Here is a 14553-nt window from a genome sequence, read left to right as displayed (position 1 = left end):
ATGTACTATTAGGGCGCCCCGATATTGCATATCCGCGATCCTCGTAAAGAGGAAAAACCAGCTTCAATTAAGTATTAGGAAAAATTATACTGACTACTCCGTCTTTTCCGAGCATGGAAATGGTGCTTACTGGCCGAAAAAAGGTCAGCAAAAACAATAACGTTAATTGTTTATAATTACATCATTTACAAGAGCAAAAAACGTCGAAGTGGCTGAACAATAATCCCAAGTTTATTGCTATTTACTCTCTATAGTTAAATAGAGTAGGGTCAAGTATTGACGGTGTTGAACATGCTTTTGGTTGTTGAGATAAAAAGACATTTCGTCAGTTACTGAAGCCGCTATAGGGATTTAATGTTGCCTGCTGGTGCACAGAAAACTTCAGCGCCTACAACTGGACTGAACCCACACGCTTGTTTAGCCGAACGCAAAGCTCGAATACCCAAGGTTCACTCAATCCAGATTTATGTAAACTACAACTATTGGTGGTCATTCTGGTAGTCTTGACGGAAGGGAAATTCAGGTTTAGCTTATTTATTAGCCAGTTACTGGCAAGTCGATCCAAGTCAGAGGAGCCAGAGGAAAAATGGAATCATTGTTTGTCTACGGCACGCTTCGGCCTGGCCATGTTAATGCACATATCATGGAGAACATCGGCGGAGAGTGGCGGCCTGGCTACGTGAACGGGACTTTTTATGAAAAAGGTTGGGGAGCCGCCGCCGATTTTCCCGGCATCTTGCTGGACAAGAACGGCCCGGAGGTGCACGGCTATCTGTTTATATCTCCCAACCTGCACGAACACTGGCCGATGCTGGATGAGTTCGAGGCCGGTTACGATCGTGTAGAGATTGATGTCACCACGCTTGATGGCAGGACGGTGACCGCCTGGATTTATCAGCTACAGCCACGGGTTATTTGAATAACAAAGAAGAAAGCCCAACGGCCATCACGACGCCCATGACGACCTGCACGAGGACAACCAGAAATGCGAGCACGCCAAATACGGTGATTTTTCTGCGAAGAATGCATGTCACGCCGGATAATACCGCGCTAAACAGCACTATTTTAAGCAGATAGCTCAGCGGCACCAGAGCAGGGAGGTTGGCATGTATCCCGACGATACCTACGAGCCCAAGAAGAAATCCCCCGCAAAAACCCCATCCCCAAAACGTCATCGGCAAACTGAGTTGCCCCGTGACCAGTCTCTTCAACACAACGCTATCCCTTTATAATGTTTATATGTAAACGCCAGTTATCTGGCTTATTCAGTACGGTAATGCGCCGTATATAATAACCTCTTCTAATACGATTCAATGCCGCTAAATAAAAACCATAACCTACCAAAAATAGTAGACCTGCCTTTTGTTTTTCCAAAATAGAAAAGCCCGCCGGGTCTCCCACGGCAGGCCTGGAAACATACAGACGTCAGCTTAAATCATGCAGGTCTTTATTCAGCGCGTCACTCAGCACAATATCTTCGAAGTTCACCGCCAGCCCAGTTCCGGCGCGATGTGCTTCAGAATAGATTCGATCACGTGCGCGTTATAGTCCACGCCCAGCTGGTTTGGCACGGTTAACAGCAGCGTATCGGCTTCGGCAATCGCTTCATCCTGCGCCAGTTGCTTGATGAGCAGTTCTGGTTCAGCGGCGTAGCTACGGCCAAAAATAGCCCTTGTTTGTGGGTCGATGTAGCCCACCTGGTCGCCTTCTTTGCCGCTGCCGCCAAAGTAGTTGCGGTCGCGCTGATCAATTAACGCGAAGATGCTGCGGCTGACGGAGACGCGCGGCTCACGCGCATGGCCAGCCTCTTTCCAGGCGGCACGATAGGCGCGGATTTGCTTCGCCTGCTGGATATGGAACGGCTCGCCGGTTTCATCAGTTTTCAGCGTCGAGCTTTGCAGGTTCATCCCTGACTGCGCGGCCCACACAGCGGTCGCGTTGGAGCTTGCTCCCCACCAGATTCGCTCGCGCAGTCCGGCAGAAAACGGCTCAAGGCGCAACAGCCCCGGAGGATTGGGGAACATCGGCTGCGGGTTCGGCTCGGCAAAGCCTTCGCCTTTCAGCGCTTCGAGGAACACCTCAGTATGGCGGCGAGCCATATCGGCCTCGGTTTCCCCTTCTCCGGGCACATAGCCAAAGTAGCGCCAGCCGTCGATCACCTGCTCAGGAGAGCCGCGGCTTATCCCAAGCTGCAGACGTCCGCCGGAAATCAGGTCGGCAGCACCGGCATCCTCCACCATATAAAGCGGATTCTCATAACGCATATCGATAACGCCAGTGCCGATTTCAATACGTTTAGTTTTTGCCCCAATGGCTGCCAGCAGCGGAAATGGCGAGCCAAGCTGGCGAGCGAAGTGATGCACACGGAAGTAAGCCCCGTCCGCGCCAAGCTCTTCTGCGGCAACGGCAAGGTCGATAGATTGCAGCAGCGTGTCTGCCGCAGAGCGGGTGCCAGACTGGGCAGAGGGCGACCAGTGGCCAAACGAGAGAAAGCCAATCTTTTTCATCGGATATCGTCCTTAGACTCGGGGTAATCGGCCTACAGTGACAAAAGTTTCGCCCCAAACGCCAGCAAAATATTGAGATACCGCACTAAACGAATCACCGGTTTGATCGGGGCCAGGCACAGCGCCTGACGATTGTAATCAAAAAGTAAATGTCGTATAACAGGCACCTCCGAGGGGTGTCCTGTATGGGCTGAGATGGCGTAAGCCGAACCCTTTGAACCTGATCTGGGTCATGCCAGCGAAGGGACGGTCGGCAATTTCGCCTGTGTTATTGCCTGTTCATACCTCTGCGCGCCCGGATCTCCACTTACACAGGAGGTCCCATGTACACCCCACTTTTCGAAAACGGTCTTTACGGACGGCTGCGTCAGCAGGCCGGTCGCCACTGGCAGGATTACGTCGATCATCCTTTTCTGCAGCAGCTTGCCGTCGGAACATTGCCCAAAGCAGCATTTCAGCGCTATCTGACCCAGGATTACCTTTTCCTGATCCACTTTGCCCGTGCCTATGCCCTGCTGGTGAGCAAGCTCCGCACGCTGCCCGAAATGCGCGCCGCGACCGCCTCTCTGAATGCAATAGTCTCTGAACTGCCGCTCCATGTGGCCTGGTGTGCAAGCTGGGGTTTAGACGAGGAGCAGATGGCCGCCCAGGCGGAAGCACCGGAAACAATGAATTACACCCGCTACGTGCTGGATATCGGCCATTCAGGTGACGCGCTCGATCTGCTGGCCGCCCTGCTGCCTTGCGTGGCTGGCTATGCCGAAATCGGACTTGGCCTGCTGCACAGCCCCGATACGGTAATGGAGGGCAACCCCTACGCCACCTGGATCCGTAACTATGGCGATGAGGGTTACCTGGCCGGGGTGCAGGCCGCTGTTCAGCTACTTGAAAACGTAGGGCGTCAGCGTGGGGCAGAGAGCCGCTTCGCCGAGCTTTCGCAAATTTTCACCACCGCAACGCAGCTTGAATCCGCCTTCTGGCAAATGGGGCTGAACGCCTCATGACCGAAAGCCATGTCTCGCCGGGCATTCAGGTTCGCGATCTCAGCCTGCGGTTTGGCAGCCAGACCATTTTTGAAGGGCTGAATTTTGATATTCCTGGCGGGAGCTTCGTTGCCCTGCTGGGCGCGAGCGGTGCCGGTAAAACCAGCCTGCTGAAGATTATCGCCGGGCTGGCGCAGGCCAGTGCCGGAAACGTGACCTGCAGCGACGACCAGCCCGTTGCCGGACGCATAGCCTGGATGGGGCAGAAAGATTTGCTTTATCCGTGGCTGAACATCGAGCAGAACGTGGCCCTGGGTTCGCGCCTGCGTGGCGAGGCTGTTGATCGCCAGTGGACGGCGCATTTGCTTGAGCAGGTTGGGCTGGCGGGCTATGCCAAAGCTTTGCCCGCCGCGCTGTCTGGTGGTATGAGGCAGCGCGCTGCCATCGCCAGAACGCTCTACGAACGGCGGCCGATAGTGCTGATGGACGAGCCGTTTTCGGCGCTGGACGCCATTACCCGAACGGCGATTCAGGATCTGGCGGCGGAGCTGCTGGTAAAAAACACCGTGCTGCTGATCACCCACGATCCCATGGAAGCCTGTCGGCTCAGCCACCGCCTGCTGGTGCTGTCCCGCTGGCCTGCGGGCCTCGATGATACGCATGTTATTGCCGGGCAACCGCCTCGCGCGCCGGACGATGTTGACCTGCTGAAAAGCCAGGCCAGCCTGCTGCAACAGCTGATGAGGGCCGCAGAATGAGGTCACCCTCAGAAAGTCATGCTACTCGCCTGTGCCGGGGGCTGACCGTCTTCGCCGGGTTGCTGCTGCTCTGGTATCTGCTCACCCTCGGCAATATTCCCGCCTTTCTTTTGCCTTCACCTTCAGCGGTGGCGCTGGCGTTATGGCATGGCCGCGACTATCTCGTCTGGCACACGCTGGTCACCGCCTCAGAGATTATCAGCGGCCTTGTCCTCGGCGTGCTGTTCGGCGCAGGCCTGGCGTTGGGCATGATGTTTTCCCCCCGCCTGCAGCGCTGGCTAATGCCGCTGGTGCTCACCAGTCAGGCAATCCCGGTCTTCGCCCTGGCTCCGCTGCTGGTGCTGTGGTTTGGCTTTGGCATGAGCGCCAAAGTGGCGATGGCCGTACTGGTTATCTTCTTCCCGGTGGTGTCGTCGTTCTTTGACGGGCTGCGTCGGGTGAACAACGACTATCTGGATCTGGCCCGCACCATGGGCGCTTCGCGCTGGGCACAGCTGAGGCACGTGCGGCTGATGGCGGCGCTGCCTGCTTTTGGATCAGGCCTGCGCATGGCGGCAGCAGTGGCCCCCATCGGGGCAATTATTGGCGAATGGGTCGGCTCTGCCGAAGGGCTGGGCTACGTCATGCTCAACGCCAACGCCCGTATGCAAACCGACGTCTGTTTTGCCGCGCTGTTTATTTTAGTCCTGATGACCGTTCTGCTTTGGCTGGCGGTAGATGCCCTGCTGCGGCGGTTGATCGCCTGGTCGCCTGAAAACACTGAATAACCGTCTTAATTAAGGAACCAATTAAAATGAAAAAAACGATTTGTGGCCTGCTGCTCACCGCTGCCTTTGCCGCCCAGGCCTCCGCCGCCGAAAAGCTGACGCTGGTGCTCGACTGGTACATCAATCCCGATCACGCGCCGATCATGGTCGCCGAACAGATAGGCGCTTTTAAAGCTGAGGGACTGGATGTGAAGATTATCCCGCCGTCCGACCCTGCCCTGCCGCCACGCCTGGTCGCCGCCGGGCAGGCCGACCTGGCCATCACCTACCAGCCGCAGCTGCATTTCTTTGCCGACCAGGGCCTGCCGCTGGTGCGCGTGGGCACGCTGATAAACTCGCCGCTGAATACGGTGATGACGCTGGATCAAAACATCAAATCGCCGGCGGATCTCAAGGGCAAAAAAATAGGGTATTCCGTGAGCGGTATTGAGCAGGCGACGCTTGCCACCATGGTTGAGCATGAGCACATCAGGCCGGAAGAAATGAAGCTGATAAACGTCAACTTCCAGCTGACCAGCGCGCTATTGGCGGGCCAGGTAGATGCGGTGATCGGCGGCTATCGCAATATCGAAGCGCTGGAGCTTAAACTTCAGGGTAAAACGCCGACGGTGTTTAACGTCGAGGACTACGGCGTCCCGGCCTACGATGAGCTGATTTTCGTGGCGAACCGCAACGCGGCCAACGAGCCTAAAATCAAAAAATTCCTCGCCGCGCTGAAAAAAGGCAACGAGTACCTGCAGGCGCATCCGCAGGAAACCTGGCAGACCTTTGCTAAAGCCCACGCGGAGCTGAATACCGAGCTGAACAAACAGGCCTGGCAGGCAAGCCTGCCGCTGTTTGCCGCTGACCCGGCAAAACTGGACCGTGCACGCTACCAGGCTTACGAACAGTTCCTGTTTGATAACAAGCTGATCAAGAAAATCACGCCGGTAGACGACTACGCCGTAGAACTGCACTAAGCCAGATAGCCCGGCCGCCTGCAAACGAGCGGCCGGGAATTCGGTCAGTCAAACCAGGCATCTATCGGATCGTAATAGCGTGCCCAGACTTTGGGACCTTCCGCCATCTCGGCATCGGTGAGCAGCGCATATTCCAGCTTCTCACGCAAAACAGCCTCATCCATATCAATACCGATAAAGACAATTTCCTGCCGCGCATCGCCGATGCCGTCTTCCCAGTTGTTTAAAATGTGCTGGAGACTTTCTGGGTCCTGCGGCCACCGTTCACGGGGAATACCAGCCCACCACATTCCCGCCAGCCCCTGACGCATCACGCCGCCCGCGTGGGACCAGGATCCGGCATGATGAGGGCGACTCGCCAGCCAGAAAAAGCCTTTGGATCGAATAACGCCTTTTAGCCCACCGTCGGTCACCATCTGGAAACGTGCCGGGTGGAAGGGACGACGAGCGCGAAAGACAAAATTGCGAATGCCGTATTCTTCCGTTTCGGGCGTGTGCTCCCCGCGCAGCTCTTTGAGCCAGCCCGGAGCCTGTGCGGCGGCGTCAAAATCAAACAGGCCGGTATTCAGCACCTGGTCCAGGCTTACCTCGCTAAACGCCGAAGTAATAATTTTTGCCCTCGGGTTAAGGGAATGCAGCATGGACATCAGGCGGCGCTTCTCTTCGTCGCTAATAAGATCGGTTTTATTGAGGACAAGCACATCACAAAATTCGATCTGGTCAATCAGCAGGTCAACCACCGTGCGCTCGTCTTCTTCCCCCATCGATTCCCCGCGCGACTGAATGCTCTCGTAAGATTCATAGTCACGAAGGAAGTTATATCCGTCCACCACCGTCACCATGGTGTCGAGCAGCGCGATATCGGACAGGCTCTCACCCTTGTCGTCCACAAAGGTAAACGTCTCGGCGACCGGCAGCGGTTCAGAAATCCCGGTTGACTCAATCACCAGGTTATCAAAGCGGCCCTCTCTGGCTAGCTGGCTAATTTCCACCAGCAGGTCTTCGCGCAGCGTGCAGCAAATGCAGCCGTTGCTCATCTCCACCAGCTTCTCGTCGGTGCGCGTCAGGCTCGAGCCTCCCTCACGCACCAGCGCCGCGTCGATGTTCACCTCGGACATATCGTTGACGATCACCGCCACCCTGCGCCCTTCCCGGTTGTTTAAAATATGGTTCAGCAGCGTGGTTTTCCCGGCGCCCAAAAAACCGGACAGCACGGTAACGGGCAGCTTTTTCGCCCCTTTGTGGGCCTGTGTAAACGATGACATTGCAACTCCTTACCGACCATGTCGTTATTATTGATATGTTATAACATAACAATAATGATGAATGTTGTCATGCCGGAAGCGAAAAAAGCAGGCGCTAGAAATGAAAAAAGCCAGCGGGCGCTGGCTTAAAGAAGGGGTGAAAGGTTATTGCAGGCGGAACACGCGCACCAGGTCACGCAGCTGTTTTGCCTGGTCGTTAAGCGACGCCGCCGCCGCCACCGACTCTTCCACCAGCGCGGAGTTCTGCTGGGTGGTTGAGTCAATCATGCCAATGGCGCTGTTGATCTGGGAAATGCCGTCGGTTTGCTCCTGGCTTGCCTGCTTGATTTCGCCGAGGATGGTGTTCATTTCCTGCACGTTTTCGATCATACCGGCAATCTGCGCGTTGGCTTTCTCCACCAGGCCCATCCCTTCACGGGTCTGGGTGCTCGAGTTTTCAATCAGGCTTCTGATCTCGCTCGCGGACGAGGCGCTTTTCTGCGCCAGCTGGCGAACTTCACCGGCCACCACCGCAAAACCGCGGCCGTGCTCACCCGCGCGAGCCGCTTCCACCGCCGCGTTCAGCGCCAGAATATTGGTCTGGAACGCAATGGAATCGATAAGGTTAATGATGTCCGACATACGATTAGAGGTTTCGTTAATCACGCGCATTTTGCTGGTGACCTGAGACATCATCTGGCCGTTGTTTTTCACCACCGACGCGGCTTCGGATGAGAGTTTGGTTGCCTCGTTGGTGTGGTCAAAGGTGTTTTTCACCGTAGAGGTAATCTGCTCCATAGAAGCAGCCGTTTCCTCTACCGAGCTGGCCTGCTCTTCGGTACGCGCCGCCAGGTCCTGGTTACCGGCCACGATTTGCGCGGCGGCAGAAGAGATAGTTTCCGAGCCCTGCTGAACCTGATGGACAATCTCTTGCAGGCGCACTTTCATGCTCATCAGCGCCTGCAGCAGTTCGCCTGTTTCGTCTTTATGGGTCACCGTGATGCTGCCCGTAAGGTCACCTTCCGCAATCGCCTCGGCAAACTCAACGGCCTGAACCAGCGGGCGGGTGATGGAGCGCACGATGAACATGCCAATCAGGGTACCCAGCGCAATGCTCAGCAGCGTCAGCAGGACGGTGACGAGCCGGTTGGATCGGTAATCTTTATCCACCTGCAGCCCGGCGGCGGCCATCTTTTGGTTCTGGATGACGATAAGCTCCTGCACCTTATCTTTGTATTTTTCCTGAATCTGAATGGTAGTGGCCATCATTTCCTGCAGCGCGCCGGCCCGGTTGTTCTGCTGCACCGCCTGTAAAATACGAAAACGCGAGTCCAGATACTCTTTACGGATGCCAGTCAGCTCCTGCAATGCTTTTTGTGAAGCCGCGTCGGTGCTGGATTTGTTTAAATCGGCCAGCAGCGCGGTAATGTGCGCGCTAATTTCGGCCAGGTGCTTTTCTGACTTCTGACGAAAGACGCCCGCTTCGTCCAGCAGCATCAGCTGCTGCGTATTAACAAACTCCTGGAAACTATCAATCAGGTCGTTGGCTTTAACGGTCGTCGGGTAATCACTGTTAACAATGGTCTGGATGCCGGTATTTGCCCTGCTGAGGCTGAGTAAAGAAAGCCCCGAGCTGAATACCATCAGCACAATAAAAATAGCGATCGTCAGCGTTAATTTGCTGCGAATTTTTACATCATGTAGTGACATTTTTTCTCCCTTGGGAAGCGTATTTTTATGAATGCGCAAAATCCTCTGCGGTCGAAACAGCAGAAAATAAATAGCACAAAGGGATGGAAGCACCTCGTACAGGCTTATCGGATATATTCTGATTAACTTTATGAATTTGATCGGTTTTTTCGTATGGTCAGGCCACATAGATAGCTGAGAGCTATTAATTGAATCGCAATTGATCGATAATTTGCGATAGGGAGCGTTTTTCTGTCTTATTTTTCTCAGCGAGAAACTTTCTCAACACTATTTTTAAAAATACAGCAAGCGCGCGGTAAATATAAATTCACCGCGCACCGCTTTATTTAATTATTTAATATTTTATTAACAACGCCACAAATACCACAATTAGGGTATGGGCATATCAGATTTGATAATCGATGGCGGGTTCTTCGGGCTCAAGCGCCAGGCGCTTAATTTCGTCGACCGAAAGCTCCGGGTTGCACAATTCAATAAAGCGCCAGACATAGTTTCGCTGCAGCTGCCCGCGTCGAATGCCAAGCCACACGGTGTTGGCGTCAAACAGATGGCGAGTGTCCAGGCGTACCAGACTCCCTTCTTCACCGCTGGCCTGGTCGGCCACCAGCCCAATCCCCAGGCCGAGCTCGACGTAGGTTTTCACCACGTCGGAGTCCTGGGCGCTAAGCACCACATCAGCCGTCAGGCCTCTGCGGGCAAACGCCTCATCTATGCGTGAACGGCCGGTTATCCCCTGGCGGTAGGTGATCAGCGGCCAGCGGCTGATATCATCCAGCGTCAGCGGGCTGGTATGAATCAGCGGATGCCCCTGCGGCACCAGCAGGCTGTGATACCAGCGGAACCACGGGTAGGCGACCACCAGCGGGTCGGTGCTCAGGCGTTCGCTGGCGATGCCGATATCAGCCGCCCCGCTGTGCAGCAGGGATTCAATTTCCTGTGGCGTACCCTGAATAAGCTCGAGGCGAACTTCGGGGAATAATGCGCGAAAGGCTTTGATCACCACCGGGAGGCTATATCGAGCCTGGGTGTGGGTCGTGGCTATCGTTAACACGCCGCTGGTGTCATTGGTGAAGAGATCGGCCAGGCGACGAACGTTACTGGCTTCATTAAGAATGCGTTCGGCGATCACTAACAGGGCCTTGCCCGGTTCGGTCATACCTAATAACCGTTTGCCGCGACGAATGAATATTTCAATGCCCAGCTCTTCTTCAAGCTCGCGAATATGACGGCTGACGCCGGACTGAGAGGTGAAAAGCATGTTGGCGACTTCGGTGAGATTGTAGTCCCGCCGCGCCGCCTCGCGGATTATTTTAAGTTGCTGGAAGTTCACATCGCCCCCGGGATCGTGACTGTTCTTTACACCATTGTTAAAGTCACAGCCCCGGCGGGACAAATAATAAAAACCAGCAACCTATTCCATTTAGTAATAAGCGAACTTAACCCACCAGCATCAGCTCGCGATTTTCCAGCGCCGGGCGGGTCACCAGAGACATAAGAATTTCTTTTACCGCCTGGGCCTGAGGGGAAAGCGGTAAACGCGCGGAAAGGTTCAGCGACAGCGGTAAATTTAGCGACGGACTGGTGATGCGTGCCATCCAGCCGCTGGCCGAATCGGCAAGCGAACGAGCCGCAGATTCCGGCAGCACGGTCACGCCCATACCGCTGGCAATCGCCGCAGTTAGCGTCGAAATTGACTCGATTTCGCCGATGATTTTTGCCGTCAGGCGGCGCAGGGAAAAAGCCTCATCCACCCGTTTGCGCACCGCGCTGTAGTCGCGTGGCAGGAAAAGATCCATGGCGGCAACGTCAGACAAATCTATCGTCGTGCCCGGGCAGTCACGGGTGCCCACCAGGAACAAATCTTCTTTCAGCAGCGGCTGGCTGGTTAGCCCGGCCGTTGGCGTGCGGTCATACAGAACGGCCATATCAAGCTGCCCGCTGAGCAGTTTGTCGTTAAGCTGCGACCCGCTGTTTTCATGCAGATAAACCTGCACATCCGGCAACTCGGCACGCACGGCCTGCAGCAGCGGCATGGTAATAGAGGAGGCTGCCATCCCAGGCGCCAGGCCAATGGAGACGTGCCCGTTAATGGTCTGGCCGACGTTATTAACCGCCAGCTGCGCCTGCTCACACTGGCGCAGAATGGTCCGCGCATGAGCATAAAGAATTTTTCCCGCTTCCGTCGGCGTTACGCCTCGTTTGGTGCGGATCAACAGCTGCTGATCCAGCTCCCCTTCCAGGGTGGCAACCTGCTGGCTGAGCGCCGGCTGTGCGATATGCAGTACTTCTGCCGCCTGGGTCAGGCTGCCAATATCAACGATTTTTACGAAGTACTTCAGTCGTCTTAAATTCATTTTGCCCCCTATTACGGAATGCCAGCGCCAGTCATGGCAGTGATGTCGTAGAAGGTTTTGCAATATGCTTGCCACATTTCTCGTTTACGGCACAAACACGATAACAGGCTGGATAATAAGAGAAACTAATAAAGCCTTCGGGGATGATTAATGAAACTGGGGTTTTGCTTATGCCCCATAAGAGGTATGAATGCACCACGAGGGTGCATTTCTGAGACTGAAAACAGCGTGCCGGTTATAAACCGACACGGTTATTCACATCCCGGCCCACCACAGGCGCATTTTCATTCCCCAGTAGCTCGTCCAGCCGCTGGTTGTAGACACCACCTTGCCTTTATCCACCACGACAAGCGTTGGCGTGACGTCAATCTTCCAGCTGCGGGATATTGCGCCGTCGGCGTCGTTAATAACCGGGAAGCTCACGCCTTTACGCGCCAGCCAGCGGGAAACTTCGCTTTCATTGCCGGAGCGGAGCGCAATGGTTATCACGTTCTTCCCTTCGGCCTGCAGCTTCGCCACGTCCGGCGTGGTAAAACGGCACACCGCGCACCAGCTGGCCCAGAAGTAAACCAGCAGCGGGCGATCCGCACTCAGCGCACCGAGCGTGACGTTTTGCCCGTCTAGCGTGTACAGCGGGGTGCTGTCAAAAGCGGGAGGTGACTGAGGTGCGCGCCACCAGTCCATTACCAGCATCACGCCCGCCAGCAGCACCAGCAGAATTAATCCTTCTCGCAGCCAGCGCCGCAGCTTACTTGCCACGGGCGGCCGCCAGCTTTTCTTTGACCACTTCTTCCAGCGTTTCCCACGGCACCGCACCGGGGATCATTTCATCGCCAATAATGGTGGCTGGCGTGCCCTGCACGCCGACGATGCGCGCTAATTGAAGGTTGGTGCTTAAGGTTTCCATGCTTTTTTCATCCGGCTTTACCGCGGTTGCTCCGCTCTTTTCAACGGCTACCGCGATGCTCGCCGTATCGTGATAGCCCTTCTTCTGCATCAGCTTTTCATGCAGCGCCAGAAACTGTTCGGGATGCTGACGCCAGGTGGTCAGCACGGTTCGCGCCGACAGCACGGAGCTTTCTCCCTTAAACGGCAGCGGCTTCACAATCACCGCCACATCGGGATATTTCTGCACAATCTTCTCCAGCATCGGGTCGAGCTGCTTGCAGTACGGGCAATTGTAATCGGTGAAGTTCACCAGGGTTAATACCGGTTTTTTGGCGCCGAAGCGCGGGCTGGCCGGGTCATTAAACAGCGCCTGCTCAATCAGCACTTCCAGCTGCTTTTGCTGCTCGGCGGAAAACGGAGCGGGCTCTTCTTTTGCCGCCAGCGCCAGGCCGGAGAACAGAGAGAGGATCAGAATAAAGGCGTATTTCATTGGGTTGTTCCTTTGGCTTCATCCAGGGTCGTCAGAACCGAGTCGCGAGACAGCAGCGTGGGCAGCACTTTGCCTTCCGGCAGGCCTGGGCCATAAATTTGGTTGAAAGGCACGGCAACCTGGCCGCGGCTTCTTAAAAAGTCGGTGATTTGCGGGGACGGCAGCGTCCAGTCACCGCGCAGGGCAACCACGTCCGGAGCCTGCAGCACGGCCTGCACGTCCTCTTTATTGAGCACGTTGTATTTGTTGGCTTTACAGGTGATACACCAGTCGGCGGTGACGTCGATAAACACACGTTTATGCTGCGCCAGCGCGTCCTGAATCGCCTGTTCGCTGAGCGGCTGCCAGGCAATATTTTCCTGCGCGGGCTTGCCGCCAGAAACCCCGAAATGCACCAGCAGCAGGCTTGCCAGCCAGATAGCCGACCCGAGCATCAGCAGGCCAAGCACGCGGCGCAGCCAGTTCATCCATTTCCCCGGACGCGGTAAGCGCATGGCAAGGCCGGGACGAAGCGCAATCAGCAGCCACGGCAGGCTCATGCCCAGTCCCAATGCCAGGAACAGCCCCCACAGAACCGGGTAGGAAGCGGTCAGCGCAACGGCTACCGCCGTGCCGAGGAAAGGCGCGCTGCACGGCGTTGCCAGCAGCGTGGCAAAAGCACCCTGCCAGAAATGCCCGGCCATGCCGTTGCCGCCCTGGGTAGCCAGGCGAGTGTTCATATTGGAGGAAAGCCGGAACTCGAACAGGCCAAACAGATTGGCGCTGAACACCAGCATCACCAGCGCCATAAAGCCGATGAACCACGGGTTCTGGAACTGGATGCCCCAGCCCAGCGCCTGGTTGGTCAGCCGCAGGGCGGTCATCAACAAGGCCAGTACCATAAAGGAAGCGATAATTCCTGCAACCGAGGCTAAAAACTGGCGGCGCACCAGACTTCTGTCTTTTTGCTGAACCAGCAGAATAGACCCGAGCTTCATGCCCAGCACGGGCAGCACGCACGGCATCAGGTTCAGGATAAGACCGCCCACCAGCGCCATCAGCACCACCTGCCAGAGCGGGAACGCGTCGTTTCCGCCAGCAGCGGCGGGAGCCGAACCAATAGTGAGCGTGTTTTGCTGGGCGATGCCGCTGTCAGCCAGCACCAGAGTGACCGATTTACCGCGTAGATCTGGCGCACCCTCGCCCCAGCCGTCGCTCACCGGCACCGTCGCCTGCAGCGTGTCGCCGTCGATGCGGAAGGTCGGCTTGCCCAGATCCGTATCTTCCGGTGGGTCAAGATAAAGCCCCGGATTCGTCCAGCCTCCGGCACGCACGGCGTCGATAACCAGGCTTCCCTGGCGGTAGCCCGCTTTTAGCGAATCCGTCAGCCCGCCTTCAACCGGCACCTGCCCCATCGCCTGAGCGAAGTCGTGAGCAAACGTAGCGTCCGCAGCCGTAGAGGTGACGGTAAAGGAATAATCGGTCAGCAGGCAAACGTTGCTGCAGGTGGAAAGCGTCAGCACGCCGCGAAGGGTTTCCGGCGCACGGCCATGAATAACCATCGGGATGGTGACCCGGTCGTGATAGCCCTGGGTCGTTATTCCGGCGACGTCAAAGCGCGCAGGCGTGGGCCAGAACCATTCCACCTTTGGCATATCCTCTTGCCAGGCAATAGACGGCGCAACGCCGCCTTCTCCCGGCGAGCGCCAGTAGGTTTTCCAGCCTTTCTCAAGCTTTACGTCCAGCAGAAGACGAGTTTCGTTATTGGCTGTGGTGTCCGCGCGCAGCCTGACGCTGGCGTGATCGTTATCCGGTGATTGTTGCCAGCCGGCCTCTGCCGCCCAGGATACGGGCAGCCATAGCATAAGCAGGCAAAGCAGCGCCTGCCTGAAGCGATTAAACATGTTTTTTCTC

The 14553-nt window shown here is 56.1% G+C and carries 14 protein-coding genes and 1 riboswitch; of the genes, 5 read left to right on the top strand and 9 right to left on the bottom strand.

What is annotated here, in order from left to right; all coding sequences use genetic code 11:
• The first annotated feature begins 586 nt into the window (after positions 1-586).
• Positions 587-919 (top strand): gamma-glutamylcyclotransferase family protein, encoded by a 333-nt coding sequence (locus JT31_RS20515; protein ID WP_038481513.1) that lies wholly within the window; start codon positions 587-589, stop codon positions 917-919.
• On the opposite strand, the gene JT31_RS20510 is transcribed toward JT31_RS20515, so the two are convergent.
• Together JT31_RS20510 and JT31_RS20505 are read right to left on the bottom strand one after the other, a co-directional pair.
• Complete coding sequence (locus tag JT31_RS20510; protein ID WP_038481510.1) at positions 912-1214, bottom strand: hypothetical protein; 303 nt, start codon at positions 1212-1214, stop codon at positions 912-914. The genes JT31_RS20515 and JT31_RS20510 overlap by 8 nt on opposite strands.
• Before the next feature lie 270 nt (positions 1215-1484).
• On the bottom strand, positions 1485-2507 hold the full coding sequence (locus JT31_RS20505; protein ID WP_038481507.1) for an LLM class flavin-dependent oxidoreductase: 1023 nt from the start codon (positions 2505-2507) through the stop codon (positions 1485-1487).
• Positions 2508-2669: 162 nt separating this feature from the next.
• A riboswitch (TPP riboswitch) is annotated at positions 2670-2771 on the top strand.
• 59 nt (positions 2772-2830) lie between these two features.
• Here JT31_RS20505 and tenA point away from each other — a divergent pair.
• The 4 genes from tenA to JT31_RS20485 are packed head-to-tail and all read left to right on the top strand — an operon-like array spanning position 2831 to position 5974.
• Positions 2831-3511 carry a thiaminase II gene (gene tenA, locus JT31_RS20500; protein WP_038481504.1) on the top strand — a complete coding sequence of 227 codons (681 nt, stop codon included), beginning with the start codon at positions 2831-2833 and terminating at the stop codon, positions 3509-3511.
• Entirely contained in the window at positions 3508-4248 is a 741-nt protein-coding gene (locus tag JT31_RS20495) for an ABC transporter ATP-binding protein (protein ID WP_038481502.1), read from the top strand. The genes tenA and JT31_RS20495 overlap by 4 nt, the downstream gene beginning before the upstream one ends.
• Positions 4245-5015 carry an ABC transporter permease gene (locus JT31_RS20490; protein WP_038481499.1) on the top strand — a complete coding sequence of 257 codons (771 nt, stop codon included), beginning with the start codon at positions 4245-4247 and terminating at the stop codon, positions 5013-5015. Before JT31_RS20495 ends, JT31_RS20490 begins: the two co-directional genes overlap by 4 nt.
• A gap of 26 nt (positions 5016-5041) precedes the next feature.
• The gene (locus JT31_RS20485) at positions 5042-5974 is read left to right on the top strand and encodes an ABC transporter substrate-binding protein (protein ID WP_038481496.1); all 933 of its coding nucleotides are present in this window, start codon (positions 5042-5044) and stop codon (positions 5972-5974) included.
• Between the two features lie 44 nt (positions 5975-6018).
• Here the strand turns inward: JT31_RS20485 and zigA are convergent, their stop codons facing one another.
• The 7 genes from zigA to JT31_RS20450 form a co-directional block, all read right to left on the bottom strand.
• Positions 6019-7239 (bottom strand): zinc metallochaperone GTPase ZigA, encoded by a 1221-nt coding sequence (zigA, locus tag JT31_RS20480; protein WP_038481493.1) that lies wholly within the window; start codon positions 7237-7239, stop codon positions 6019-6021.
• Between the two features lie 144 nt (positions 7240-7383).
• Positions 7384-8928, bottom strand: coding sequence for a methyl-accepting chemotaxis protein (locus JT31_RS20475; RefSeq protein WP_038481490.1), 1545 nt, complete (start codon positions 8926-8928; stop codon positions 7384-7386).
• Between the two features lie 385 nt (positions 8929-9313).
• Positions 9314-10258, bottom strand: a complete 945-nt coding sequence (gene cbl / locus JT31_RS20470; RefSeq protein ID WP_038481486.1) for an HTH-type transcriptional regulator Cbl — start codon at positions 10256-10258, stop codon at positions 9314-9316.
• 106 nt (positions 10259-10364) lie between these two features.
• Positions 10365-11282, bottom strand: coding sequence for a nitrogen assimilation transcriptional regulator NAC (nac, locus tag JT31_RS20465; protein ID WP_038481483.1), 918 nt, complete (start codon positions 11280-11282; stop codon positions 10365-10367).
• Between the two features lie 255 nt (positions 11283-11537).
• On the bottom strand, positions 11538-12041 hold the full coding sequence (locus tag JT31_RS20460) for a protein disulfide oxidoreductase (RefSeq protein WP_038481480.1): 504 nt from the start codon (positions 12039-12041) through the stop codon (positions 11538-11540).
• Positions 12031-12660: a DsbA family protein gene (locus JT31_RS20455; protein WP_038481477.1), complete on the bottom strand. Its 630-nt coding sequence runs from the start codon at positions 12658-12660 to the stop codon at positions 12031-12033. The genes JT31_RS20460 and JT31_RS20455 overlap by 11 nt, the downstream gene beginning before the upstream one ends.
• Positions 12657-14543 carry a protein-disulfide reductase DsbD family protein gene (locus tag JT31_RS20450; protein ID WP_038481474.1) on the bottom strand — a complete coding sequence of 629 codons (1887 nt, stop codon included), beginning with the start codon at positions 14541-14543 and terminating at the stop codon, positions 12657-12659. The genes JT31_RS20455 and JT31_RS20450 overlap by 4 nt, the downstream gene beginning before the upstream one ends.
• Positions 14544-14553 lie beyond the last annotated feature (10 nt).

This window comes from Cedecea neteri (genome assembly GCF_000757825.1).
Classification (GTDB): Bacteria; Pseudomonadota; Gammaproteobacteria; order Enterobacterales; family Enterobacteriaceae; genus Cedecea; species Cedecea selenatireducens.
The sequence above is the reverse complement of the archived record's forward strand: the minus strand, read 5'-3'. Positions and strand labels throughout refer to the sequence as shown.